Source organism: Larkinella fluvii (assembly GCF_051857545.1).
Classification (GTDB): Bacteria; Bacteroidota; Bacteroidia; order Cytophagales; family Spirosomataceae; genus Larkinella.
Genome location: NZ_JBPZHB010000004.1, coordinates 1 through 26,337 on the forward strand (window position 1 = coordinate 1; position 26,337 = coordinate 26,337).

General features: G+C 49.4%; 17 protein-coding genes and 1 tRNA gene. 10 read left to right on the plus strand and 8 right to left on the minus strand.

Features of this window, described 5'->3' with window-relative positions:
• Positions 1-166 precede the first annotated feature (166 nt).
• Together ACS5NO_RS10355 and ACS5NO_RS10360 are read right to left on the minus strand one after the other, a co-directional pair.
• Entirely contained in the window at positions 167-1,003 is an 837-nt protein-coding gene (locus tag ACS5NO_RS10355) for a TIM barrel protein (protein ID WP_439415081.1), read from the minus strand.
• 83 nt (positions 1,004-1,086) lie between these two features.
• Complete coding sequence (locus tag ACS5NO_RS10360; protein WP_439415082.1) at positions 1,087-1,416, minus strand: DMT family protein; 330 nt, start codon at positions 1,414-1,416, stop codon at positions 1,087-1,089.
• 130 nt (positions 1,417-1,546) lie between these two features.
• Between ACS5NO_RS10360 and ACS5NO_RS10365 the strand changes: the two genes are divergently transcribed.
• The 5 genes from ACS5NO_RS10365 (at position 1,547) to ACS5NO_RS10385 (ending at position 9,418) form a co-directional block, all read left to right on the plus strand.
• Positions 1,547-2,206 (plus strand): endonuclease III domain-containing protein, encoded by a 660-nt coding sequence (locus tag ACS5NO_RS10365; protein WP_439415083.1) that lies wholly within the window; start codon positions 1,547-1,549, stop codon positions 2,204-2,206.
• A 144-nt stretch (positions 2,207-2,350) separates the two neighbouring features.
• A complete protein-coding gene (gene trpF, locus ACS5NO_RS10370; protein WP_439415084.1) occupies positions 2,351-2,977 on the plus strand; it encodes a phosphoribosylanthranilate isomerase in 627 nt (208 codons plus the stop codon).
• 144 nt (positions 2,978-3,121) lie between these two features.
• Positions 3,122-3,637, plus strand: a complete 516-nt coding sequence (locus ACS5NO_RS10375; RefSeq protein ID WP_439415085.1) for a PspC domain-containing protein — start codon at positions 3,122-3,124, stop codon at positions 3,635-3,637.
• A 6-nt stretch (positions 3,638-3,643) separates the two neighbouring features.
• Positions 3,644-4,639, plus strand: coding sequence for a toast rack family protein (locus ACS5NO_RS10380; protein WP_439415086.1), 996 nt, complete (start codon positions 3,644-3,646; stop codon positions 4,637-4,639).
• 654 nt (positions 4,640-5,293) lie between these two features.
• Positions 5,294-9,418, plus strand: a complete 4,125-nt coding sequence (locus ACS5NO_RS10385; protein ID WP_439415087.1) for a CotH kinase family protein — start codon at positions 5,294-5,296, stop codon at positions 9,416-9,418.
• A 186-nt stretch (positions 9,419-9,604) separates the two neighbouring features.
• Here the strand turns inward: ACS5NO_RS10385 and ACS5NO_RS10390 are convergent, their stop codons facing one another.
• From ACS5NO_RS10390 to ACS5NO_RS10410, 5 genes are all read right to left on the minus strand, one after another.
• A complete protein-coding gene (locus ACS5NO_RS10390; protein WP_439415088.1) occupies positions 9,605-10,843 on the minus strand; it encodes an ABC transporter permease in 1,239 nt (412 codons plus the stop codon).
• A 450-nt stretch (positions 10,844-11,293) separates the two neighbouring features.
• Positions 11,294-11,364 (minus strand) — tRNA-Asp (locus ACS5NO_RS10395).
• A 251-nt stretch (positions 11,365-11,615) separates the two neighbouring features.
• On the minus strand, positions 11,616-13,799 hold the full coding sequence (locus ACS5NO_RS10400) for a restriction endonuclease (RefSeq protein ID WP_439415089.1): 2,184 nt from the start codon (positions 13,797-13,799) through the stop codon (positions 11,616-11,618).
• Positions 13,800-14,426: 627 nt separating this feature from the next.
• Positions 14,427-14,984, minus strand: a complete 558-nt coding sequence (locus ACS5NO_RS10405) for a type II toxin-antitoxin system VapC family toxin (protein WP_439415090.1) — start codon at positions 14,982-14,984, stop codon at positions 14,427-14,429.
• 5 nt (positions 14,985-14,989) lie between these two features.
• Positions 14,990-15,769, minus strand: coding sequence for a hypothetical protein (locus ACS5NO_RS10410; RefSeq protein WP_439415091.1), 780 nt, complete (start codon positions 15,767-15,769; stop codon positions 14,990-14,992).
• 1,212 nt (positions 15,770-16,981) lie between these two features.
• Here ACS5NO_RS10410 and ACS5NO_RS10415 point away from each other — a divergent pair.
• From ACS5NO_RS10415 to guaA, 3 genes are all read left to right on the plus strand, one after another.
• Positions 16,982-18,208 carry an exo-beta-N-acetylmuramidase NamZ family protein gene (locus ACS5NO_RS10415; protein WP_439415092.1) on the plus strand — a complete coding sequence of 409 codons (1,227 nt, stop codon included), beginning with the start codon at positions 16,982-16,984 and terminating at the stop codon, positions 18,206-18,208.
• 130 nt (positions 18,209-18,338) lie between these two features.
• A complete protein-coding gene (locus tag ACS5NO_RS10420) occupies positions 18,339-20,879 on the plus strand; it encodes a sialate O-acetylesterase (RefSeq protein WP_439415093.1) in 2,541 nt (846 codons plus the stop codon).
• Between the two features lie 127 nt (positions 20,880-21,006).
• The gene (guaA, locus tag ACS5NO_RS10425; RefSeq protein WP_439415094.1) at positions 21,007-22,539 is read left to right on the plus strand and encodes a glutamine-hydrolyzing GMP synthase; all 1,533 of its coding nucleotides are present in this window, start codon (positions 21,007-21,009) and stop codon (positions 22,537-22,539) included.
• 144 nt (positions 22,540-22,683) lie between these two features.
• Here guaA and ACS5NO_RS10430 read toward each other — a convergent pair whose 3' ends face one another.
• On the minus strand, positions 22,684-22,872 hold the full coding sequence (locus ACS5NO_RS10430; protein ID WP_439415095.1) for a hypothetical protein: 189 nt from the start codon (positions 22,870-22,872) through the stop codon (positions 22,684-22,686).
• 114 nt (positions 22,873-22,986) lie between these two features.
• Here ACS5NO_RS10430 and ACS5NO_RS10435 point away from each other — a divergent pair, with 114 nt between their 5' ends.
• Entirely contained in the window at positions 22,987-23,787 is an 801-nt protein-coding gene (locus ACS5NO_RS10435; RefSeq protein WP_439415096.1) for an alpha/beta fold hydrolase, read from the plus strand.
• Between the two features lie 72 nt (positions 23,788-23,859).
• Entirely contained in the window at positions 23,860-26,295 is a 2,436-nt protein-coding gene (locus ACS5NO_RS10440) for a penicillin acylase family protein (protein ID WP_439415097.1), read from the plus strand.
• Positions 26,296-26,337 lie beyond the last annotated feature (42 nt).

The following is a 26,337-nucleotide window of genomic DNA, read 5'->3' on the forward strand; positions in this document are numbered from 1 at the left end:
CGGAGGAGCGGCCTAAAAACATCTTCAGGCCGCTCCTCCGGAGCTACCACTAGCCGATGTAGGCGATTACCTATTGACAGACCGCCCTTCCAGGGCTCTCCCGGTTAACTCAAACAGCTTGTTAAAAATCGTAGGACCGTTCCCCGCCCGTTAAATCAACGTTAAATCAATACGTCAGTTTCGCCAGATAATCGAAGTCATATTTGGCGCTTTCCATGGCGGTTTTGGGGTATTCTTCCTGTTCGACAAAGAAGTACTTCATCCCGGATTTGTCGCTGTTTTTTAACATCTTCACAATATCGATCTGCCCTTTGCCAAATTCGGTGCTTTCCTTTTTCACCTTGTCCATGTCTTTGAGGTGCCAGAGTGGAAAACGGCCCGGATACTTGGCAAAATACTTCAGCGGATCGTTGCCGGTCAGGATGGCCCAGCCTAAGTCCATTTCCATTTTGACCAGATTGGCGTCGCTTTTCTCGACCAGTATATCGTACAGCGGTTTGCCGCCTTTCTTTTCAAATTCGTAATCGTGGTTGTGGTAGGCGAACACCAGACCGGCTTTCTGGCAATCCTCGGCGGATTTGGAAAACGTGTCGGCGCAACGCTGGTAATTGGCAACGGTTTGCCCTTCAGACGGCAGCGACGAGCACACCAGGTAGCTTTGCCCGGCTTCGGCGGCCATGTCGACCGATTTTTTCCAGTCCTTGTCAATGTGGACGTGACCGCTGCGGACGTTCATGCCGAGGTCGTGGGCAATTTTTTTGATTTCTTTCGGTTTCAACCCGTAATAATTCCCTTTGTCACTGCGGGCCGATTCCAGTTCTTTGTAGCCAATTTTCGCCAGTTGTTTCAGCGTTCCCACGGCGTCGGCCAGCATTTCCTTCCGGACAGTATACAATTGAATACCCACATTTTTGACTTTGGCGGCTTCCGCAAAAGGGGGATACAGCAAGGCCCCTGCGGCCAGGCTACCGGTTGTTTTTAGAAAATCGCGTCGTGTTGTCATCGGTTATATAGAATACAGCTTGATCAACAGGACAAAGGAGCGGAGCCGTAAAGTCTACTAGCTGTGCCCCATTCTCCTGCAACCTACCACTTCTTAAACACAAAAAAGACTGCCAGGACAATCAGCGCGAAGCCGACGATGTAATTCCACTTGATTTCTTCCTTGAGATTCAAAACCGCAAAGGCCACGAAAACCAGCAAACTGACGACTTCCTGAATCGTTTTGAGTTCGAAAGCGGAGAATTGGTAAGAGCCAATGCGGTTGGCCGGTACCGCAAAACAGTACTCCACCAGCGCAATCAGCCAGCTAATGAGAATCACTTTCCACAAGGCTTCGCCCTTGTAGCGAAGGTGCCAGTACCAGGCGGTGGTCATGAACAGGTTGGAAATCACCAATAAAACTACAGTGCGCATGGTCGTATTTCTAGAGCGTTGAAGGCGGTTTTGAGCGTTCGGGATCGTTTATCCGTAAAACCGCTGCAAATCTCTGTGAACTCTCGGTGGAAACCATAAACCACCCGGCTTTTTTTGAGTTAAAGAGAGCGTGAAGCCCAATTTTGATTTATCACTGGTTCTGAGCCGCATTGAGGACGCCATCCGGCCGTATCCGAAAGCCGCCCTATTCGATTTGTTCGAGCGGGGGTATAACTCGGTGTTTGAACAACTGATCGCGTGTATCATCTCCATTCGCACGCTGGACGAAACCACCATTCCGGTTTCCCTGCGGCTGTTTGCTGTGGCCCGAACGCCCGACCAACTCCTGAAACTCAACCCGGCTGAACTCGCCCCGCTTCTGAATGGGACGCAGTACCCTGAACAGAAAGCCTACACCATGCTGGGCATTGCCCGGCGGGCAGTGGATGAGTTTAACGGACAGATTCCCGCCGATTTTGAAACCCTGATTTCATTCAAAGGCGTTGGGCCGAAATGTGCCAATCTGACGCTGGGCGTCGCTACCGGACAGGCCGCCATTAGCGTCGATGTTCACGTTCACCGGGTCACCAACCGCTGGGGTTTGGTTCGAACCCGGCAGCCGGAGGAGACCCTGAAAGCCCTCGAAGAAAAAGTGCCCGTTGACCAGTGGATCGATATCAACCGGCTGCTGATGCCGTTTGGCAAGCACATCTGCACCGGCCCACTGCCGCATTGCCCGACCTGCCCGGTGCTGGAATGGTGTGAGCAGGTGGGGGTTCGGAAACAATAATTACCGCTATCGGGTGGGCAATGCAGAAACCGGATTTACCTTTGCAGCTTCAACCAAAACCGGTTTTCGGCTTCCGTCGTTTACACGTTCCCTATTCGGGTTACATGAACCGTAAACGATAAACCGTAAACCGTATCCCTGCGCATGGCTTTAAAAACAGTTGTTAAAATCAGTAATGTAACCAATTTAAGCGACGCCCGGTATTGCGCCGGCATGGGTGTCGATCTGCTGGGGTTTTCCATGGACGAAAACGCGGAGCAGTACGTGGCTCCGGCTACGTTCAAAGAAATTCGTTCGTGGGTGGCCGGGGTACACATCGTTGGGGAGACGGCTTCGATCGATGTTGTGGAAATTGAGCGGTTGCTGGAAGTCTACCAGCCCGACGTCCTCCAGATTGAAGAAGCAGCCCTGTTGCCATATCTGTCGACCTTCGATTGTCGGATCATTCTGAAAGCTGACTTATCCTTGCTGACGCTCGATCAACTGGAAACCTTCTTTTCGTCCGTTCAATCCGATCAGGTCGATTACTTTCTCCTCGAAAGTAAAGGTGCCGTAAACCTGGATGAGGAGTTGAAAGCGACGCTTAAACCGCTGGCGGCCCGGTACCCGGTTTTGCTCGGCATCGGTTTTACGCCGGATTCGATCGAAAACCTGCTGGCCGACCTGCCAATTCAGGGAATTGCGCTCACGGGGGGCGACGAAGACCGCCCCGGTTCGCGCGAATTTGGCGAACTGATGGATATTCTGGAGGCTCTGGAAACCGACGACTGAATTATTAGGTTAAACCCGGTAGTATGTATTACCTATTATCAGTCCTGGCGTACTTTCATCCCAATCGGCGTCCATTCTTCCTTTCTTCCTTTTAAGCTACTGAAAACCGCAATACGTTTACAGCGTATTTTAACTAATACGCTCATGACTAAACGTTTGGAACGTCTTCGCGACGAGGCTATGTTAGGCGGGGTAGCCGCCGGACTGGCCCAGTATTTTAACATCGACCGGACCTTGATCCGGGTCCTTTTCGTGGCTGGCTTTTTCCTGCCCCACGTCCCGTCCCTGATAATTTATGTTATCTTGTGGATTGTATTACCGGAACGGGTTTCCGGCTATTATGCGTCGTTTAAAACAGAACCTTTAACTAATCAGTACACCACTATGAATACGAATGAACGCAATGGTAACCTCGTAGGAGGGTCAATTCTGGTCGGAATCGGCTTCCTGTTTCTGCTCGACCGCTGGTTCGATATCAACTTCGGCGATATGTGGCCGCTCATCCTGATCGGTATTGGCGCCTGGCTGATTGTCAAGGACCGGAACAAGAACAATGACTCACACAACGACGGCCCGCCGTCCAGTGACCGCTACACCAGCGGCTCAGATCCGTACGCCGATCCGTATGCGTCCAACAACCCGCCACAACAACCGCTCTGATCCAACATGAAGCGAACAGGATTATTCTGGGGCATCGCCCTGATCACGCTCGGCGTGGTGTTTCTGGCTCATAATTACGGCTGGTTCTACATCGACTGGAGTTTCTTCTCGCGGTTCTGGCCGGTGCTGATTATTCTGGCCGGGTTGAATCTGATCTTTGCGAAGTCGAATTCGGCGGCCGCCCTGGTAACCACCGTTCTGCTGGCGGTTTCTGTACCCCTGGCGATCGTGGGCATGTTTCACGGCAATCGTTGGGATAACGACCGCTACGAATACCGGTATAATAACGATGACGACGATGATTCAGATCATAATCGCAATGATGAGGATGATAATGATGACGGTGATCGCGATGAAAGCCGACCCCGGGTGCAAACCAGCCACATTGCCGAACCGATGGATTCCGTTATTCAGCAGGCTTCGCTGAAATTTGAAAGCGGAGCAGGGCGGTTTTACATCGGCGCACCGTCCGACAGCCTGGTCGAAGCCGATACCAAGATGAGCGTCAGCAAATACAGCATGTCGGTCAACCGCAGTGACGAATCGCGTTCGGCAGAGATTGAACTGAAACTGGACGACGATGAAATCAAGCTGAAATCCGGTGAACTGGTCAATCTGGTGGATTTGCGACTGAATCCGAAACCCACCTGGACGTTCGACTTTGGCATTGGCGCCGGGCAGGCCAACTTTGACCTGAGTGCCTACGCCGTGAAGTCGGTTAAACTGGGAGCCGGTGCGGCCGACATTGAGATCAAACTGGGAGATCGCGCTCCGCAATCCGACGTCCGGATCGAGTCGGGCGTGACATCGGTTACGCTGAAGATCCCGAAAACCGCCGGTTGTCAGGTTGAAACGCAGGGTGCTTTGACCGTTAAAAAGCTCGATGGGTTTGACGAAATAGGCGGGGGCGTCTACCAGACCCCAGGTTATGCCGGTACTGCGAAAAAAATAAACATTCACTACGAAGGCGGGGTATCTCGCTTCGAAGTCGAACGGTATTGATACGGAAACGTGGGTTAACAATTTTCATCCCGCAATTCATTGGGTCGTTAGGTAAAAGCCACCACTTTTACCCGACGACCTTTTTCGTTTTCCGAACATTTCATTCGATACGGTTGTCGAAGTTAATTTTAAAAGTATGAATAAGTAAGTAATTATAACTAGTATAAAAACAATGCCGGTTTTGAAATATGCAACTGGTAATTGCTCTAAAAAGTTTTCATAGACGACGAAACAGTTGTTTTAGGACTGATTAATGTCTGATAATTTGTATAGTTGAATTGTACTATTGGGGTAACGTATATACTGATAGTAAAATACGTAAAATATTTATGCAGCCGTTTGATAAATTGGACGACCCATTCCTTGTATCTATTGAAATAATATCATAAAATCGTTAAATAATTACCTTTATCAGACCGTTATGGGTAAAAAAAGATGTGTATATACAAATAAATACTTATAAATATTCTATGTTTGTAAATGCTGTATCTGGTAGGTGTGTAGTCGCATAGGCATTGAGTATCATTAAGTAGGATCAGGAAACGGTAGATGTGTTGCCGGTTTTCCTGTGTTGAATGGGTGTGCAAGCAAATTATGCTTGAAGAAAACGAGATGTGATGGATTTTATAGAATAAACTTCCAAACTACTGTTTCATGAAACCCACATGTACGCCTGGTCGGCTATTGCCTGGTTATCTGCTTTGCCTTTGGTTGGTGGGCATTTTAAATGCCACTGCCCAACCCATAACGGTTGCATCGGAAGATTATAAAGTTGACAACGGTTTAAAATTGATTGTTTGTAACCGGATACCGGTTATTCCGACGTCTCCGCAGTCTCTGACGCTGGTTTTCGACAAAAGTTATGCGTATTCCGCAACGGGAGAAGCCTTTCAGATTGGGAAAGAATACACCCTCGGCAGCAGTGCCGGGAACTACAAACTCTTTTTTACGAACTTTCCCATCATTGCTTTCAACACCAATGGGGTGGCCATCAGTGAAGACGATAACCGCACCAAAGGCACGGTTTCAATCGCCAATCCGGGAGATTTGCCCCGTTCGTATAGCATGGGCGTTCGGGTCAGAGGCAATACCTCGCGGCTGAATCCCAAAAAATCCTATAACCTGGAATTGTGGAAGGATCCCGCTGGAAACGAAGAACTTGAAACGTCGCTGTTCGGCATGCGGGAAGACAGCAAGTGGCTTTTTCTGGCCCTCTACAACGAACCCCTGCGCGTCAACAACGTGGCCTCGTGGGCGATTTGGCTAAAAATACATCAACTCTATTATGCCGGTCAGGAGGCCGGAGCGCTGCCCGGCATCAGAACCCGGTATTGTGACGTGTTTATTAATAATTCCTACAACGGTGTCTATGTCATCACGGAAGATCTCGACCGCAAGCAACTCAAGCTGAAAAAGACGCGTGACAATGGCGAAATCCGGGGGGAACTCTATAAAACGGGGGCTAAAACCGATGCGACCTGGTTTACCAGTGTTTTCAATAACAACCCATTATCGCCCTTTGACAATAATTCGGCAACCTGGTCGGGCTACGAGATGGATTATCCCAAAACGCCTTTTTGGAATAGTTTGTTTGGCATTGCAACTTTTATCAATAAATCGACCGATGCGGATTTTAAAAACCAGGTGGCCGGGAAGTTTAAACTGGATAATCTGATCGATAATTTCCTGTTTTTAAATGCGGTGGGGGCGTCGGATGACAATTTTGGCAATAATCAATTTATTGCCCGCTACAAAGAAAACGAACCCTACATTTTTCTGCCCTGGGATTTTGATATAACCCTGGGGAATTATTACGGGTCGGTGGACCCGGTTGGCGAAAACGTGCGGTTCAACGGCTTTTATTACCGTCTGTTAACGCTGAATCCGAACGGTTTTAAAAGCCGCATGAAGAAACGGTGGCTGGCCTTGCGGCAGGGCGACCTGACCAATGCCAATTACAAAAAGAACCTGACTGACAATACCACCCTGCTGACCCATGAAGGGGCCTACAAACGCGAAGAATTGCGGTGGCCCGCAACCTTACGTCTGTCGGAACACACGGACATTCTGAACTGGATCGACAAACGGCTGACGGTTTTGGACCAGTATTTTGCCGAGTTTCCGGATCAGGATCCTTCCGCCGTGGATGTTACCCTGCTCAATTTTACGGGACAGGTTTCCGGAGCGGAAAAAACATTGAACTGGACGACCAGTTCCGAAAAAGACGCCAGCCGGTTTGAAGTCGAATTCAGTGCCGATGGGCTGACGTTTGGCAAGGTGGGAGAGGTGGCAGCATCGGGTAATAGTGTCGTTGAAAAGGCCTACGCGTTCACCCATCCGGATGCGTCCGCTGTGGCGTATTACCGCCTGAAAATTTTTAATACCGACGGACTTTTTAAATACAGTAACCCGCTGTTGATCGGTGCCTGCCCCAGTCCGCCTGCCGTGCCGACGCTAAGTGCCAGTTCGACAGCGATCAATGCCGGACAGAGTACGGTATTGACAGCCGCCGGGTGCGCCCAGACGGTTTTGTGGAACACCGGGCAAAGCGGGAGCCAGCTAACGGTAAGCCCGGCCACAACGACCACCTACCAGGCCCGATGCCGGCAAAGCGCCGGTTGTGAAAGCCCCTTTTCTGACGCTCAGACTGTTAAAGTGAACCCCGTAACCGCCTACGACGGCTATTTGAGCACGGCCAGTTGCACGGTTATTTCGGGCTGGGCCTGGGACGGCAAGCAACCCAATGCGCCGTTGGTGGTGGAGATTCTGGAAGGGCAGAATGTGATCGCCTTTACCGTCGCCGATATTTACCGGTCAGAACTGAAAACCGCCGGGAAAGGCAACGGATTACACGCCTATGCGTTTGAACCGCCTAAAAGTCTGTACGACAACAAACCGCACGTATTGTCGGCCCGGATCAAGGGCAGCACGTTCGCACTCAAGCAGGGACCTAAAACCGTCACCTGTCCGCCGACCAACTATGTACCGCTCGCGCCCACCATCGCCCCCTTGTCGGCCACGGTCAACACGGGTTTCTCGTGGACCTTGCCGATGTTTTTCGACGCCGACTATGGTGCGGTCTACTACAGCCTGAGCGGGTTGCCCGGTGGCTTGTCGTTCGATCCGATTTCACGGGATATTACCGGTACACCTACGGTACCCGGCACGTTCAATCTGACCTATTCGGCGTCGGATGGCATCGCCACCACGCCGGTTTTGATTTCACTCGTGGTCAGCACGACCGGTAGTGTGCCGGAACCGGTTAACCAGCAACCGCAACCCCCGGCAATATCTCCGCTGTCGGCCACGGTCAGTGCGGCTTATACCTTCACGTTAGCGCCCTTTACGGACACCGACCCGCTGACGTATGCGCTGAACGGCTTGCCCAATGGGTTAGGATTCACGCCCGGAACAAGGGTCATTACGGGAACACCAACGGTAAGCGGCCCATTCAGCCTGACCTATACCGCGACGGACAGCCAGTTGGCCAGCAGTTTTTTGGTGATTTCTTTGACGGTAAGCCCGGCCGTTTCCGTACCCCCATCGACAACGGTGACGGGAAATTTTGAAGGCTATCTCGACAAGGTGGAATGCGGCAGTATTCGGGGGTGGGTCTGGGACCGCAACAAGCCCAATACAGCCCTGATGATTGAATTTTTTGCCAATAACGTCTCCATCGGTACGGTCAATGCGGACATTTTTCGCCAGGATTTGAAGGATGCCGGAAAAGGCAATGGGGCACACGCCTACAGTTTTACAACGCCTGAATACCTGAAAAACGGCCAACTGTATGCCATTCGGGCGAAAGTAAAAGATTCTGATTATGCCCTGAAAGGCTCCCCCAAAAATCTTACGTGTCCGGGATCTGGCACGGGAATTCCGCCCACAGAAACCGGTAATCAGCCCCCGCAGGCTCCCGCGACGGTTCCTTTGTCGGCCACCCTGAATACGGCTTTTTCAGCCACCCTGCCACCCTTCACCGATGCCGACCCGCTGACGTATAGCCTGACGGGTTTGCCGGGCGGGCTGAACTTTGCCGGAGAAAGCCGTCAGTTGACCGGCATCCCGCAGGTGAGTGGCAGCTTTAGCCTGACCTATGCGGCTACTGACGGCCAATTGACAACCCGGACTTCATTTCTGCTGGTCGTTCATGCGTCGGTGCCGGTTTCCGGAACGGTAACGGGTAGTTTCGAGGGGTACCTCGACAAGGTGGAATGCAGCAGTATGCGAGGGTGGGTGTGGGACCGCAACCAGCCGAACACGCCCCTGATGGTGGAGTTTTTTGCCAATGATATCCCGATCGGTACGGTCAAAGCCGATATTTTCCGGCAGGATCTGAAGGACTCCGGCAAAGGAAACGGGGCCCATGCCTACAGCTTCCCTACACCCGCCAGCGTCAAAACGGGGGCGTCCTTTCAGATTAGTGCCAAAGTGCAGAACAGCAGTTTTGTGTTGAAATGGTCGCCGAAATCCCTGAATTGTCCGGTGGGAAGCCGCCTGAGTGTGGTGGAGGATTCGGGAGCCGAATCGGGTGATTTGCTGACGGTCTGGCCGAATCCGTCGGACGGTAACTTTGAGATTCGCTATACCCTGGAAGCCGGAAAACCGGGTGAACTGTCGGTGGTCGATGCCGCTGGCCGGGGCTGGTACCGCAAGTCCGTCGAGGGGGTTGGTCCCCAGCGGCAAAAGGTATCACTGAGCGGTGCGCAGGGTGTTTTCTTTGTTCGGTTGCGCCAGGGGACGACGCTGCAAACCAAAAAGATGATGATCGGGAAATGAGGGCTACAACCTGATTCATTCCTACGGGATTGTGGGTTTTGATCATCCGCGAATCGTTAAAATCCCGTAGGGATGAATCATCTTGTAGCGGTGGGTTTTGACCCGCCGAATCATAGGCGATCAGTCCCATAGAACAATCCCGTAGGGATGGATCATCTTGTGGCGGTGGGTTGTAACCCTTAGAATCTATTTTTTGAAAACCAACGCCTTGATCGGTTGGATGCGCGTGGCCACCAGCGTGGGAAGCCACATCACGAGGGCAATGAGGGTGATGGTGGCGAGGTTCACCAGGGCGATCACCGAAAAATTCCAGGCAATCGGCACCGTGTCCATGTAGTAGTTTTTGGGGTCGAGCGGGATCAGTTTGAAATAATACTGAAGCGCGCAGATGCCAATGCCCAGCAGGTTGCCAATCACTAAACCTTTGATGACCATATTCAACCCCACGTAGAAAAAGACCCGCCGAATCAGGGAGTTCTGACTGCCGAAGGCTTTCAACAGGCCGATCATGGGCGTTCGTTCCATCATCAGCACCAGCAGAATGGCGACCATGTTGAACCCGGCTACGAAGAGAATCAACACCAGAAAAATGCTGGTATTCTGATCGAGCAGCATCATCCAGTCGAACAGCGGTTTGTAGGTATCCGTGACGCGCATCGGGCGCATGTCGGGCGAAGCCGCATCGCGAACCCGCCGATAGGTCTCATCGATGTGTTTGAAATCCTTGACGAAGATTTCGTACCCACCCACCGAATCCGCTCCCCAGTTGTTGAGTTGCTGAATCAGTCGCAAATCACCGACGATCATCACATTATCGCCTTCCTCCAGGCCCGTGTCGTAAATGCCCGACACCTGCAATTTGCGGGGTCGCAGAGTATTTCCAATAAAATACATGATGACATCCTTGCCGACGCCGAGTTGAAGCCGTTCCGAAATCCGCTTGCTGATCAGGATCTGGCAGGAATAATTCGGATTACACTGCGCGCTGTCGTTGAAAAACCGGGGCAGTTGACCGGCCACCAGCGAGCTTTGAAACAAACTCCAGTCGTATTCCCGGCCAACGCCTTTTAAAACCGCCCCCGAAAGTTCGTCGGCGGTTTTCAACATACCGGCTTTCGTGGCCACGGCCTGAATGTGGCGGATGCCGTCGATGTTTTTGGCCTGCTGGTAGAGGGGTGTCTTGAGTGCCAGGGGCGTTTCTTCGTACGAATTATTGAGGGAAAATTTCGAGACGGTAATGTGCGAACCGAACACAAAAATCTTCTGCTGAATCCCGTACTTGTAGCCAAACAAAACCGCAAAGGCCACGATGATGCTGGCCAGCCCAATGGCAATGCTGGCAATACCAACTTTGGTAACGGTCGCTGAAAAACTCGTTGTGGGCGTATGGCGAATGCGCCGGGCAATAAAAAACGGAACGTTCAAGCGAAAAGATTTTAAAGATCAGGACCCTTTTCAGCAAATTGGTTTCCTCTATTAACCGAAAAACGGCGAACCTGGAGACAGGTTTCTATAAAATAATAAATGTAATGGATCCGAGCGGGACTACCTAATCAGCCTATTGAGGAATTTTGCTTGTTTGTCAGGAGTTGGGAAGCCAATCAATTTCGGAATATACAGAACTGGTTCAGCTACGTTCTATCCTGACTACCCAGCGGTAGGCCGTCGAGGTGGACCGGGAGATTCAAGGGAAGCGATGGTGTCGATCTGGTAGGATGGGGTAAAGGAGGTTGAGCAGGTGGAGTAAGGTAATTGGTGCCCTAAATTTTTTTGTAAGGGAGTGAATTGTATTATCTAAATAGTGTTGAATCAAAAAAAGCCCCTTATATTTTGACGGGCTTTGAGTTTCGTGCACCAGTAAGAAGCGTAAATGGCCACTTACCGGTGGGATTCGAACCCATATTTAACCCTTAGACAGAGGGTTGTTCTATCCTTTAAACTACGGCATCATTTTGAATACAGCCACGATGGAATAATGGTTACATATTTTTAATTAATAGTGTAAAGGTTGTTTAATGTCCTCTTTACCTAGTGCGTATTTTATTCGATCTTCTAAATAAAGTTCAAGCTTATCCGAATATGATTCCCATTTGGTGAAAGATATTTGATGACCATCGTGATCTTCTCCCGTTTCGGCATCTGTTGAAGCTTCCCCAAAATCAGAATTTACATTTTCGCGCGTTTTACAAAGGAACATTTACTTACTAAACTTATTGTTTTTATTAAGCTGTTTGGCTTCTTTTAGATCTATTCGCGCCCTATGACCATGTTTTTCTAAAAGATGAAGCAGATAGGAACCGCTTAGCAATGCTAAAGGCTTCCCTTTAGCAAATTCGTAGGCATCAGGGCCATAGTCAGCAGTTGTTACCAAAATTCCTTTTATTGCCCCTTCATTCATTACCGTACCATACAAATCTCGAACTGCTGAAACTCCCACGGTGTTGGCATATCGTTTAGCCTGAATTACGATCTTCCCTCCGCGTATCGGATCAGGATCAAATGCTACTGCATCCACGCCCCCGTCACGGCTTGCCCGCGTAATCTTAACCTCAGCACCGTTTTGGTTAAATTCACTGGAAAACACTTCACGTACTAAATGTTCAAAATCCTCCCAATCCATAGTTGCTAAATTCATGGAATCATTTAGGGTATGGGCAACCTCATAATGATTGGTAAAGCGCTTATCACTTCTATCTATTGTTACCAGGGGTTGTACTGCCGTCACGGTACTTAGTTTACTTGATCCCACACCTTTAAGATTTTTAAAGCACGCCTTTGGATCAACATGCTCTAGATCGATTTCTGTAAAAGCCTCCTTCGTTGTCAAAATTGTGACAATGCAATTGTTGACTTTTTTACCCGTTGCAGGATTTACAGAATTAACCCAACCATTGAAACTGACTGAATCTATTGCGTTGATTTGATCGGCTTCAAATAACTCGTGAATAGTTCGTATGGCAATTTGATATACCACACTATCATAAAGTTTTGTAGCCTGGGTTTCGGAAATGAAAGTTTCCTTGTACTCTTCTCGGGAAGCAATGTATTTAACCTGGTTCAGTGTAGGAATATCATTGGGGGCGGGCAAGGAATAATCCACAACCACCATTTTATTTTCCGGCCGGTAATCTACTGTTGCAGTAGCCGGAAATGATGGAGGGTAAATGGATCGAGAAAGTACCAAGTCACAATATTCAACAATGGCAGCGGGGATGGATAGCAGATAATCTGATTTTAATTTATCAATTTTGGTATTTAATTCTTCTTGTTCCTTATAGAACTCTTCTCTTTCAGCATTCCACTTTGCATACTCTTCCTCCATTCGACGCTCGATTTGGGTAATTCGGCCACTGTACGTTTCCCACTCCAGCTTACAATTAGCAGTAATCTGATTATTCTGAGCAGTAATTCCATCTCTAATATCTTCCCAGTCTTTAACCCGCAAATCATACTGTTCAATTGCTATATTAATTGCTTTTTGTTTCAATAAAGGAATTAGCTTTTCCATGAAGCTTAAGGTAGGCTCAATATATTGGGGCGGTTCTGGAAATGGAAAGTATTCAGGCTCCTTAGGTTTTGCGATACTTTGCTTTTTCATAAACAGCTCAAGCCGGGGATCGGGAACTTTATATTGGCCTTTTTGCTTTAATGAATCCCAATCTATTTTATCATCAATGGAAAGGGTGTGTTTTAAGGTATTTTCACATTGCCTTAACAATGCCATAGCTTCCTGCGTGCGACGTTCTGCATCATCGTGACTTTTAGCAAGCCTTTCCTGAGCCTGTAATTTATCCCACTGCATCTCTAGCGTTAAAACATAGCTTAATACTTTGCTTTCTAATACATCCTCAATCGTGGACATCAATACTTTAAAAGTATTAAGCTTCGTGTGCCGAATCTCTGCTATATATTTGGTAAGCCTCCCGGAATAATCTTCGTAATTTTCTATTTCTAAAAAGTTCCTAAATGCCATAGGGCTAGTTTTTTTCGGGCTTTGGTTATTAGTTTTAGTAATATATACGGGTACTTGTGGTAGTGAACCGGAAGTCGTGATTGATTCTTCTTTATATTTAAAAGGGATAATTTGAATATAAATAGCCAGATTTCCCGGTTCGTAAAGACTTGTATGGATGATTTTTGCGTCATAAGAACCACCTTCATCCATATACCGCGAAACTGTACCTGCTTTTCTTGCAGGAATGTATCCTAACATAGTATGCCCGAAAAGAACCTTGACAGCTTTTGAGTCAAATTGGTTTTCTGGTTCACGAACTAAGTTGAGTTGGCTGCCTTCTTTTAGTAAGGCCCAAACTACAAGCGCTTCGTGATGTTTTACACCAGCTACTTCTGTTCTAAGGGAGTTTGGTAGAAACGATGTCATATTAATTCGGTTTATACTACTTAAGAATTCCATATTGTAGGTTTCTACTCAATAATAGCTAAAAATACTTAAATAATGTTCAGTGTTTTAGCAATATGAGATGAGACAAGTACTTGTAAAAAATCTAGTTGCATAATTATCTATTAGATAAGCCTTTGCTTAGATCTTCCATAATATTAGTCTGCATTTTAGGAACTAAAATTTAATCGAAACGGGTTAGTAGAATGTAGCTTTGTCAGAGGCAAAGAAACTAATGTTCTTGCTGCTTGGAAAAATAATTGGAGGAGACTTAGTTGTATCTGTTTTTGCAGGTTTAATTGCAAACACCGTATGGGAGACTAACAAATCCCAAGAAAATTTGAAGAGTTATTTCAACTCACTTAAAAAAAATACGGTCATGATGATAAACGTAGTAATAAAATCGATGGGCGCGGTGGCATACACGGGTGGAAGCAAGCTTCGATTCTCCAACAGTTACCATTGTCGGCGGGGTGTCACAGCCACCCACCACATTGAAAGGGTCAATTAGTCTATATCGACTTTTCGGCCCTTTTCTTTTTGTCAATCCTTTTAACAACCACTTTACTCGTGGCCAAATTTCACCTGTTTATCATTAATCATTTAATTCTAAGTGGTCGATCTTCCTTCATGTTTTATTTCTTGGGGTTGAAATAACGAAAGTTGAGCACGCTCAGGCTTTTGTTTTGGCAATGGTGGTATATCCTTTACCAGGATATAGTCAGCCACAAATTTCGGAAAGTCAGGATCAAGGCTATAAACACATTCAGCTTTTGCGCAAACTGCAATAGCACAAATTAGGTAATCAAACTTAATCCTTCCTTTTGTTAACTCTTTACCATTAGACAATAAAGTGATACTTTTTTTGTCTTTTTCCTTAAGATAACGCTCCATCATTCCTGCAAATACCTTTGCTACAGATGCGTCAAAATGGTAGATTGTAAAGAGTTTACTTAAGTTAGATATTTCATCATCTCGCTCAGAGGATGGTATTGTAATTAAGATTTCTCCTAGTACTGGTGCTGGTAGAATGATTTCATAGCCATTGTTTATAAGGTATTCAAACAAAGCTTTAGTTCTGGGAATTAAATCTTCCAGTCCTTCTGTGGGCACTTCTCGAACACCCCATAAAAAAACTTGGCTATCAATTACTACACGTTTTGCCATAATTTCTATTCATCAAAATCATCTCTCATAAGGACACTTTCAATGTTGTTAACCTTATCCCAATGTTTGCCGATATTTTTTGTCAACTCTTTAAATCGTTCGTATGAAGTTAATCCTTCGTAATCTGTAATATCCTTTATAGTGAATTCAACAATGTTTCGAGAGACCCTTTCCCATCTTGCAGTACCATACAAGCCAACCTTGTCATAAAGGCGTTGAGCTAATTGTTTAGCAAAATGCTTTGTAGTATGGACATAAATTAATTCATCATTATTTGATAGCCTTAAATGAACCGTCGGATTTTTTCCGCCAGCCCTTGCAACTGTGGCATATATTGTAGTGTCTCCGTCTATATAAGCCGAATTAGGTATTTCAATATTAGTGTCAGGATGGATACTCGCTTGAACGGCACTATTAAGTCGTAATTCAGCACTACATTGATGAGATTTTACAAATTTTGAAATGAGCTGAAGTCCTTTAATTGTTTTTACTGGCAAATCATCTAAACTTCCACTTTCTAGAGAGGCAGAAACAGAAAGCAGGGCAGCCACAAAAACAGATTTAATACTGGGTGTTAAACCGTAATCTGCACTTTGATTACGAATACTTGTTATACTTAAATAAATTTCATCTAAATTTATATCTGGGTTGTCTCTTTTTACAACAGCCAATAAAGCATCTTCAAGACCAAGGAGAAGTTTAGATGACTCTTTAGCCTTAATAGATGCAGGGGTAATCCCACTGCCCGTAAACCGTAGCTCTAATATGTCGGTCTTTTCGTCCATAACTGAGCCTTCATTCTAAATCCTAAAAGACTTAAATGTCAATTATTTGTTATTTACATGTATAGACAGTCGCTTCTTTGATGCTTCAAAGCATTCTTTAACAATATTTCTGCAACTATACCTAAAAATAAACTCATTGTAATGCCATCGTAAAAGTTTTTCAATCTGATTGCGAATCAATTTATAAACCCTTTATTGTTTATTATTTCATAGTACTCAAATCGTTCGTAATCGCTTGTTCGTCGTATATAGTAAGGGTTTTTCCTTCGCGCAAAAAGGAATAGTAGGCTCGGCCTGCATAAAGGGCTCTAGACTTGTCTGTGCCTTGTAAAGCTGACCTGTATTCATCTTCAAGTTTTTGTTCAAACTCTGCTTTTTTTCGACTACTGTTTCGGTTCCCCTTGATCTATAAAACGATCAGTTCTATTATAAAAGCCGATAATAGTAAATTTTCCCACATGAAATTTTACCAATTAACTGTTTAATTCCAATACCCCTTTACCAAGAATAGGTGTAAAATATCTTCCTTATCAACTTCCCAATCCGGGTAAGTTCTGTTCTGGGACACCAGCACCACTTTTTTAGGATCGGCATGGGGAAAATGTACTTCAGCACCCGGTACCCATCCAGGATGACTAGATAAATCTGCCCAAACCCGATTTGAATTTTATCTTTAGGTAGTCAATAATGGTTATTATTGACCAAATCTTATTTGAAATAACTCTTGAACTGCTAATCAAATTAGAGATTTTTTGCTGTCTAACCCCCGTTAGCTTCGCAAGATGTCTGTTAATTATTCTTCGGTTTTATACGATTTCTCAGCTATCCAGATAAATTATAAAATTCTTGTAGCCAAAGCCAATTATTCGAACGAACGGTTCACTGACCGGATAAATGAACGAAAAACCATAACACTGAGCAAGGAATAATTAGAATTAATTCCTGAGCGGCTCATGCAGGAGAAGATTAGTAGGCGTTGCTCAAACGATTGCACCAATTAACGAAAATTCGTAACAGTCCACTAACGGGTTTGCCTTTTGGCAGAGTAGGGTATGAATGGCAGGAGCTTTTGCGTTGGACAATAGAAGAGCCAGAGAAGAATTTCAGGATTTGGCAGGATCGAATCACCGAAAAACGGCGAACCTGGAGACGGTTTTCTATAAAATACCACATAAATGTAACAGATTTGCAGTATAAATGATCAGACGAACCATGACTTCATCCGTTAAATTACTCTTCATCGCCTGCTTGGCCGGTTTTTTGGGAACGTCGGTGGGCTGCACGGCCCAATCCGGCAAGAAGCCCGCCACCGTTGCAACGGCAGAACCCATCCGCACCGGAGCCGAACAAATGAACCTCTACCTGCCGTCGTTGCTCGGCAAACGGGTAGGGCTGATCGTCAACCATACCTCCGTCATTGGCAAAACGCACCTCGTCGATAGCCTGTTGGCAAAAGGCGTCACCATTAAAACCATTTTTGCGCCCGAACACGGTTTTCGCGGGCAGGCCACCGACGGGGAACATGTCGCAAACGGCCGCGATCCGCGCAGTGGTGTACCGATCATCTCCTTATACGGTGCCAACCGCAAACCGACACCCGCCCAGCTCGACTCGCTGGACGTGCTCATTTTCGATATTCAGGATGTTGGAACGCGGTTTTATACCTACATCAGCACGATGCACTACGCAATGGAAGCCTGTGCTGAAAACAAAAAATCGTTCATTGTGCTGGACCGCCCGAATCCGAATGGCAGCTATGTCGACGGCCCCATTCTCGATCCCCGGTTTCGGTCGTTTGTGGGTATGCACCCCGTTCCCATTCTCCACGGTCTGACGGTGGGCGAACTGGCCCGGATGATCAACGGGGAAAAATGGCTGAAACGGCCGGATACGGCCTCGGCCGATCTGCTTTGTCCGCTGACGGTGGTTCCCGTAAAAAACTACACCCACCAGCTTCCGTATACGCTGCCGGTGGCCCCTTCTCCGAACCTGCCGAACCAGCAAGCCATTCTGTTGTATCCAACGCTCTGCCTCTTTGAAGGAACGGTGGTCAGCGTGGGGCGCGGAACCGACAAACAGTTTCAGGTGATTGGTGGCCCTAAAAATCCGAAGTTCGGGTCTTATCAGTTTACCCCTGTCGACAAACCGGGGGCCATGAATCCGCCCCAGGAAGGCCAGCTTTGCTACGGGATGGATTTGTCGGGGATCGATGCGACCCGGCAGGGGCTGACGCTCAAATACGTAATTGACTTCTACAAAAAAGCCGTCGATAAGGACAAGTTTTTCCTGGCAACGAATTACATCCACAAGCTGTATGGCAACGACCAGTTGCCCCTGCAACTGAAAATGGGGTTGTCGGAAGACGCCATCCGGAAAACCTGGGAACCCGGTTTGAGCCAGTATAAGGAAATGCGGAAAAAGTACTTACTCTACCCGTAGAAAATTACCAGATTTAGCCACTTCTGTGTGTTGTTACCGAATAATAAATTAAGTAATATTTTGATCGTAACGAATTGATTGACATAGAGATAATTTAAATCTTACGCACGTAACTTGTAAACGTGTGTCCATGAAAAAATACTCTATTGTCTACTCTTGGTTATTACTCATTTTTTCTCCTTATTTTTCAATTGCCCAAATCGGTATCGTCTGGCAGAAGTGGCCCGCAGCCTTGCAATTGTATCCCCGTGATCATCAGAACAAAGCGGAGGTTCCGATTGCCGGACGACTGCAATCGGTCAGCTACTCCCACGCATCGGTCTGGGTTTATAAAAACAACGCCAAATGGAAATACCTGCGGACGGCGGTTTCCAAAAACGGCGGTGAATCCCGGTTCCAGCTTACGCCGACGATTGAAGCGGGCCTGAATCAGTATAAATTCATGGTCTATGCGGTTGCGGGATCTGATTCCGTGTTGGTCGACACCCGCGACAACATCGTTTGTGGCGATGTGATTCTGTGCATGGGCCAGTCGAATCTCACCGGTTTTTACCCTAACAGCTACAGTTACCGCAACAATTTCGTCCGGGCGTTTGGAAATAGTGCGGGGGCGGTACCCGACACCGTCTGGCGGTTATCCAACATTCAGGAAGGCCAGGTGGGGCTGATTGCGACCGAAATCCAGCGTCTTATTCTGGAAAAACACGGCATGCCAACCTGTCTGATCAACGGGTCGGTGGGCGGCACCTCGATCAAAAGCCACATCGGCCGCAACGCGGCCAACCCGGCCGATCCGCAGACGTTGTATGGCCGGCTTCTCTACTGGGCTCAAAAAGCGGGCGTTGCCAACAAGGTGAAAGCGTTTATTTGGCGGCAGGGCGAAAACGAAGCGGGGGGCGGTTCGGCCATTGGCTACGAGCAGGACATTCAAACTTTGTTTGGCTACTGGCAAACGGATTATCCGAACGTCGGGAAATTCTACGTGGTTCAGAATAATCTGCTGCCCGATTCCAACAAAGGCGCTTCCCAATTGCGGGATTTCCAGCGAAGGACCCCCCAGCTTTTTCCACGCACGGAAGCCATTGCCACGGTGGGACTACCGGCCTACGACGGGGTTCACTACGGTCAGGCAGGCCAGTACCAGTTTGCCAGTGAGGTGTTTCGCCTGATTGCCCGCGATGTGTATAATTCGTCGGATCTCAACGGCATTACGTCGCCCTCCATTCGGAAAGCGTATTACAAAACCGCCGAGAAGAAAGAGGTGGTCCTGGAGTTTGAAGCCGGGCAAAACATGGTATGGAAGCAGGACACGGTCGTAAACGGCGTTACGCAGGACATCCGGGATTTTATCTATTTCGATTACGCCAACGTTCAACAGGAACGTGTGATTGAAAGTGGAACGGCGGAAGGAAACCGGATCACGTTGAAGCTCACCAAACCGATTTCGGCAACGGGCATAACCTACCTTCCCCATCATTCTAAAACGCCGTTTGGGGGACCTTTCCTGAAAAACAGCCGTGGAATGCGCGCCTTCACCTTCCACAAAGTAACGATCGAGGCTTCTGCGGGAACCACCCCGCCGGTTGACAATCCGCCCCCGACCGACCCGCCGGTCGTAACGCCACCCCCAACCCAGACGGCAGTCGCTACCAATCCGCCGGGAACCAACTACGGCGGGAGCTTGGACGGCGTTAGTTGTGACAACATCTGGGGGTGGGTCTACAACAAAGACTACCCCAACGCGCCGATTACGGTAGAGTTTCTGGCTAACAATGTCATTGTCGGTACGATTACGGCCACTCATTTCCGGCAGGATCTCAAGAATGCGAACAAGGGCAACGGCGAGCACGGGTTCAATTTTCTACCTCCTGCCAGCCTCAGAACCGGACAGAATCAGGCCATCAAGGCTCGGGTGGTAGGCACCAGCTATTTCCTGCCGGGTGGCCCCAAAAACCTCACCTGCGCCAGTACGGGAACTCCCCCGCCCAATCCGCCGGTTGACAATCCGCCCCCGCCCAATCCGCCGGTGGTGACGCCACCGCCAACGCAGACGGTTGCGACCACCAATCCGCCGGGGACCAACTACGGCGGGAATCTGGATGGGGTTCGTTGCGACAACATCTGGGGGTGGGTCTTTCACAAGGATTACCCCAATGCGCCGATTACGGTGGAGTTTCTGGCCAATAATGTTGTCGTCGGTACGATTACGGCCACTCATTTCCGGCAGGATCTGAAGAATGCAAAGAAGGGCAACGGCGAACACGGTTTTAATTTTTTACCACCCAACAGCCTTTTGAATGGGCAAAACCAGTCGATCAAAGTTCGGGTAGTGGGAACGAATTATTTCCTGCCGGGTGGCCCCAAAAACCTGACCTGCACGAACTCCGCGCGTTTGAGTGCCGAAACCGTTGACGAATCGCTGGCGGTTTTGGTGTATCCGAATCCATCGGCGGGTCGGCTGCACATCCGGCTGTTCGTTCCAGAAAAACAGGTGGCGACCTTGCGGATGACCGATCTGTCGGGCCGTCTCGTCTGGCAACAGGCGTTAACCGGGACTGGAAATTACCACGAAGAAGTTGTCGACGTGCCGGAATCGGTGGTTCGGGCGGTGGTGGTTTCTGCGCAGGTAGGGAGCCGGAAAGTCGTGAAAAAGATCTTGCTAAACCGGTAAAGCGGGAAGGGGCCGCAACGGTTTTCGGGCGGTTGCGGCCCTTTGCTGATTTACAAAATGCGGGATTCAAACGTTAAAGTTGTCAGTTTCCTAAAAACACCCTAATTTTGGTTTTTAGAAACGTATCATGACAACCGAACAAATACTGATTCTCGATTTCGGTTCGCAATACACCCAACTCATCGCCCGCCGGGTGCGCGAACTCAACGTTTACTGCGAAATCCATCCCTACAATCACATTCCCACGATCAGCCCTGATGTTAAGGGTGTTATCCTGTCCGGTAGCCCGTGTTCTGTTCGGGACGCCGATGCGCCCATGGTTCATCTGGCCGCTTTTCGGCACAAATTGCCTATTCTAGGCGTGTGTTACGGTGCCCAACTGATGGCCCATACGAGCGGGGGAGAGGTCAAACCGTCGACCATCCGGGAATATGGCCGGGCCAAACTGAGCACGCTGAATACCGAAAATCCGCTGTTGAAAGGGCTGGAAGTGAACACCCAGGTATGGATGTCGCACGCCGATACCATCACCTCCGTACCGGATAGCTTCGAGATCATTGCCTCAACCGAAACCGTTCGCGTGGCAGCCTTCCAGATTCAGAATGAACCGACCTACGGCATTCAGTTTCACCCGGAAGTGACGCACTCGACGCAGGGAAAAACCGTCCTGAAAAATTTCGTCGTCGATATCTGCGGCTGCTCGCAGGACTGGACCGCCGAGTCGTTTGTGGAATCGACCATTGCTGAACTCAAAGCAAAAATTGGTAACGACAAGGTGGTAATGGCCCTCTCAGGGGGCGTCGATTCGTCGGTGGCGGCCACGCTCGTGCACCGCGCCATTGGCCAAAACCTCTATTGTATTTTTGTCGACAACGGTTTGTTGCGGAAAGATGAATTTGAGCAGGTTCTGGACTCCTACCGCCATTTGGGTCTGAACATCAAAGGCGTCGATTCCAAAGACCAGTTTTATACCGCCCTCGCCGGCCTGACCGATCCCGAAGCCAAACGCAAGGCCATTGGCCGCACGTTCATCGAAGTCTTCGACCAGGAATCGCATCTGATCGAAGACGTGGACTGGCTGGGTCAGGGTACGATTTATCCCGATGTCATCGAATCGGTTTCGGTGAAAGGGCCGTCGGCTACCATCAAATCGCACCACAACGTCGGCGGTTTACCCGCTTTCATGAAGCTGAAAATTGTAGAACCGCTGAACACGCTGTTTAAAGACGAAGTTCGGACGGTTGGGAAGGCGCTGGGGCTGCCCGACGCCATTCTGAAACGCCACCCTTTCCCCGGCCCCGGTTTGGCCATTCGGATTCTGGGCGATATCACTCCGGAAAAAGTGCATATTTTGCAGGAAGTGGATGCGCTCTACATCAACGGCTTGAAGAAATACGGTCTCTATGACCAGGTTTGGCAGGCCGGTGCCATTCTGCTGCCAATCCAGTCCGTCGGCGTAATGGGGGACGAACGCACCTACGAACGCGTCGTTGCCCTCCGCGCCGTGACGAGTGTCGACGGCATGACGGCCGACTGGGCACACCTGCCCTACGAGTTCCTGGCCGATATTTCCAACGAAATCATCAACCGCGTCAAAGGCGTCAACCGCGTCGTCTACGACATTTCCTCCAAACCCCCGGCCACCATCGAGTGGGAATAGGGTGTTAAGAGTTAAGAGTTAAGAGTTAAGAGTTAAAAATTAAGAGTTAAAAATTAAGAGTTAAAAATTAAAAGTAGGTTGGCTGGAGTTTGAATGCGTCAGCCCATTTTTAACTTTTAACTCTTAACTTTTAACTCTTAACTTTTAATCCTCACTCGAAACGCCGTCTTCTTCTTCGTATAAGGTTGTCTGTTCCAGATCCGGGTCGGGACTGGGGAGGTTTCCGGACGGGCTGATGTCCGGTTCCAGTTCTTCACCTGCATTCGGGTTGTTGCGCGCCATGGTTGAGGCCACGCCCTGATTTTCGTCTTCGGCCGGATTGTAAGTTTCCATACAGTTTCTGGTTTATGTGCCACGACGGGTGACTTTTCCGCCGGGTTTTCGTACATAACCAACCGACTCGGGAAAGGTTTTATTCGTATCTTACCAGCCTGAACCCCGTACTCCGTGAAAAACCGTCTCGCAATGCTTCTGCTGGCTTTGCCGCTGATGTCGCTGGCACAATCCTCCCGCGAACCGCTGTTTACCTCATTTGACGGCACTAAAATCCATTATGAAGTAGCCGGTGAGGGAAAACCGGTGGTGCTCGTACACGGTTTTATGGGTAACGGAACGTCCTGGCAGAAAGCCGTGCTGCGACAATCGCTGCTCGATGCCGGGTATCAAGTGGTGCAACTGGATTTACGGGGCAACAACCTGTCCGACAAACCGCACACCGTCGAAGCCTACCGAAACGACGCCGAAGCCCGCGACATCATGGGGCTCATGAATTTCCTGAAACTGAAAAACTACGACGCTGTCGGTTATTCGCGTGGTTCCATCATTACGGCGCGGCTTTTGGTATTGGACAAAAACCTTCGTTCGGCGGTTTTGGGCGGCATGGGCGCGGATTTCACCAATCCGAACTGGGCGCGTCGTATGGCCTTTGCCGAACTGTTCAGCGGAAAAGCCCATTTACATCCCGAGTTTCAGGGCGCATTGAATTCCGCCAAAACCAGAGGGCTGGACACGCTGGCGCTCGGTTTTCAGCAGCAAACGCAACCCTCGACCAGTCCTGCAGAATTGAGTAAGGTGAAAATTCCGGTTCTAATCATTTCCGGAGATCAGGATGAAGACAACGGCCGGGCGGGCGATCTGGCGAAACTGCTGCCGAATGCTACGTTGAAAACCGTACCGGGCAGTCACGGCAATACGTCCGGTTCGGAAGGGTTTGCGCGCGAGGTGCTGGCGTTTTTGAAGAAGAACTGATTCAGGAATTTTATCTAAAAATACCGCATGCGAAGAATAAAGGATCGAATCGGGTCTCATCATCGTAAAGGCATGCGATTAACAGTTTTGCTCCCGGCATTCTGGCTCCTCTTCAGCAGCCCGGTTGCCTGTACCCAATCGACGGAAAAACTCAAGATTCCGGGACTAAGGCAACCCGTCGAAATCCTCCGCGACCGCTGGGGCGTCGCCCACATTTACGCCCGGAATGAGCACGATCTGTTTTTTGCCCAGGGCTACAATGCCGCCAGTGACCGGCTTTTTCAGCTTGAAATCTGGCGTCGACAGGCCACCGGAACCGTCGCCGAACTGCTCGGAGCGAAGGAAATAAAACGGGATCAGGGGACGCGGTTGTTCCGGTTTCGGGGTAATCTGGAACAGGAACTGAAACACTATCACCCCAATGGCCCGCAGATCGTGGGGGCTTTCGTCGAGGGAATCAATGCCTACATCCGACAGATTAATCAGACACCGGAGAAACTGCCGGTCGAGTTCAAACTGCTGAAAACGCAACCCGGTTTCTGGACGCCCGAAGTGGTCATCAGCCGCCACCAGGGTTTGCTCGAAAACGTGCGGTCGGAACTGGATTTCGGGCGACTGGTGCATTTGCTGGGGCCGGACAAAGTCCGGGAATTATCCTGGTTTCACCCCACAACCAAAGCCGGAGAACCCGATTTGACCCTGCACGTCAACGGCGCGGAGCTGTTTCAACCCATTCTGGAACTGTACGAAGCGTTTCGGTTGCCGATCCGGTTTACGGACAAGGACAGCGGTTTGGGCGCGACGGAGGAAGAAGCGTTGCTAAGACCCGGAATAAACCGGCCGCTGGATGAAAAGCCGCGCGACGGTTCCAACAACTGGGTGATCAGCGGTCAGCGGTCGGCGAGCGGTTTTCCGATGCTGGCGAACGACCCGCACCGGGCGCAGGTGGTTCCGTCGCTGCGGTACTGGGTTCACCTGCACGCGCCGGGTTGGAATGTGGTCGGGGCCGGGGAGCCCGCATTACCGGGTGTTTCGGTCGGTCATAACGAATTCGGTGCCTGGGGGTTGACCATATTTGAAACCGATAACGAAGACCTGTACGTCTACGAAGCCAATCCCGCCAATCCGAATCAATACAAATACAAAGGAGCCTGGGAAACCGTGCGGATTATTTCCGACACGATTGCCGTCAAAGACCAAAAACCGGTCGTCGTGCCGTTGAAGTATACGCGGCATGGGCCGGTGGTGTTTGAGGATGCGAAAAATCACAAACTGTATGCCGTTCGGGCGGCCTGGCTCGAAACCGGCTGTGCGCCCTATCTGGCCAGTTTGCGGATGAACCAGTCGAAAAACTGGACCGAATTTCGGCAGGCCTGCACCTACAGCCGGGTTCCGGGCGAAAACATGGTTTGGGCTGGGCGGCCATCCGGTGGCCTGCCATCCACGACACAAAAAGGAGCCATTGGCTGGCAGGCCACCGGCATTTCACCGATCCGGTCCTCCAGTGCGGGGAAAAACTGGACGGGCCTCGTGCCGGTTCCGGGCGACGGGCGGTTCGAGTGGGGCGGATTTCTGCCCATTCAGCAACTTCCCCACAAAACCGATCCGGCGGAAGGTTTTCTGACAACCGCCAACAACAATCTGACACCCGCCAACTTTCCCTACCGTAACGCCATCGGCTGGGAATGGTCGTCGCCGACGCGGGCAATCCGAATTGCCGAAGTTCTGAAAAGCAAACCGAAACATTCGCTGGCCGATTTCAAAGCCTTGCAGTCTGACTATCTGTCCATGACCGCCCGGAAACTGGTGCCGATGCTGGAAAACCTGAAAACCGATGACGAACCCGTCGAATGGGCGCGTCAGCAGTTGCTGACCTGGGACTTTGCCCTCGAACCCGGTTCCATTCCGGCGGCTGTGTATGTGGCCTGGGAAACGCAGTTACGGGCGGCCGTCTACGAAATGGTGGTTCCGGAAAAAGCCTGGAAATATCTGCCCTCGATTCCAACGGAGCGGTTTGTTCAATGGGTGCAGGCGGATTCTGAGGGACCACTGAAAAATACCGACCGGACGGAGTTGTTACTGGGTTGTCTGGAAAATGCCCTGGCCGATCTCACCGAACGACTGGGCTATGACCGGACGCACTGGTGGTATGGGCAAACCGGCAACAAGCACATTTACCTCACGCATCCGTTGAGCAACCTGATGACCAGAGAACAGGCCTCTGACTACGCCATTGGTCCGGTTCCGAGGGGCGGTTATGGCGAAACGGTCAACAGCACCGGGAATACCCTGAATCAGCAACACGGTGCCTCGTTCCGGATTCTGGTCGATACGCAGGATTGGGACAAAACGCTGGGTATCAACAGCCCTGGTCAGTCGGGCGACCCGGCCAGCCCACATTACCGGGATTTGTTTTCAATCTGGGCTAAAAACGAGTATTTTCCGGTTTATTTCTCTCCCGAAAAAGTGAAGTCGGTAACCGAAAAACAAACGGCTCTGGAGCCATAGGGGCGTAACCGCCGGTTAAAACCGTACCTTATTTAACGCGAT

What these genes read in the sequence shown, in the direction of transcription:
- ACS5NO_RS10400 (WP_439415089.1), bottom strand. Translation starts at nt 13,799, where the DNA reads ATGACATCGTTTCTACCAAACTCCCTTAGAACAGAAGTAGCTGGTGTA.
- ACS5NO_RS10375 (WP_439415085.1), top strand. Translation starts at nt 3,122, where the DNA reads ATGACTAAACGTTTGGAACGTCTTCGCGACGAGGCTATGTTAGGCGGG.
- ACS5NO_RS10440 (WP_439415097.1), top strand. Translation starts at nt 23,860, where the DNA reads ATGCGATTAACAGTTTTGCTCCCGGCATTCTGGCTCCTCTTCAGCAGC.
- ACS5NO_RS10355 (WP_439415081.1), bottom strand. Translation starts at nt 1,003, where the DNA reads ATGACAACACGACGCGATTTTCTAAAAACAACCGGTAGCCTGGCCGCA.
- ACS5NO_RS10430 (WP_439415095.1), bottom strand. Translation starts at nt 22,872, where the DNA reads ATGGAAACTTACAATCCGGCCGAAGACGAAAATCAGGGCGTGGCCTCA.
- ACS5NO_RS10385 (WP_439415087.1), top strand. Translation starts at nt 5,294, where the DNA reads ATGAAACCCACATGTACGCCTGGTCGGCTATTGCCTGGTTATCTGCTT.
- trpF (WP_439415084.1), top strand. Translation starts at nt 2,351, where the DNA reads ATGGCTTTAAAAACAGTTGTTAAAATCAGTAATGTAACCAATTTAAGC.
- ACS5NO_RS10410 (WP_439415091.1), bottom strand. Translation starts at nt 15,769, where the DNA reads ATGGACGAAAAGACCGACATATTAGAGCTACGGTTTACGGGCAGTGGG.
- ACS5NO_RS10420 (WP_439415093.1), top strand. Translation starts at nt 18,339, where the DNA reads ATGAAAAAATACTCTATTGTCTACTCTTGGTTATTACTCATTTTTTCT.
- ACS5NO_RS10405 (WP_439415090.1), bottom strand. Translation starts at nt 14,984, where the DNA reads ATGGCAAAACGTGTAGTAATTGATAGCCAAGTTTTTTTATGGGGTGTT.
- ACS5NO_RS10415 (WP_439415092.1), top strand. Translation starts at nt 16,982, where the DNA reads ATGACTTCATCCGTTAAATTACTCTTCATCGCCTGCTTGGCCGGTTTT.
- guaA (WP_439415094.1), top strand. Translation starts at nt 21,007, where the DNA reads ATGACAACCGAACAAATACTGATTCTCGATTTCGGTTCGCAATACACC.
- ACS5NO_RS10380 (WP_439415086.1), top strand. Translation starts at nt 3,644, where the DNA reads ATGAAGCGAACAGGATTATTCTGGGGCATCGCCCTGATCACGCTCGGC.
- ACS5NO_RS10360 (WP_439415082.1), bottom strand. Translation starts at nt 1,416, where the DNA reads ATGCGCACTGTAGTTTTATTGGTGATTTCCAACCTGTTCATGACCACC.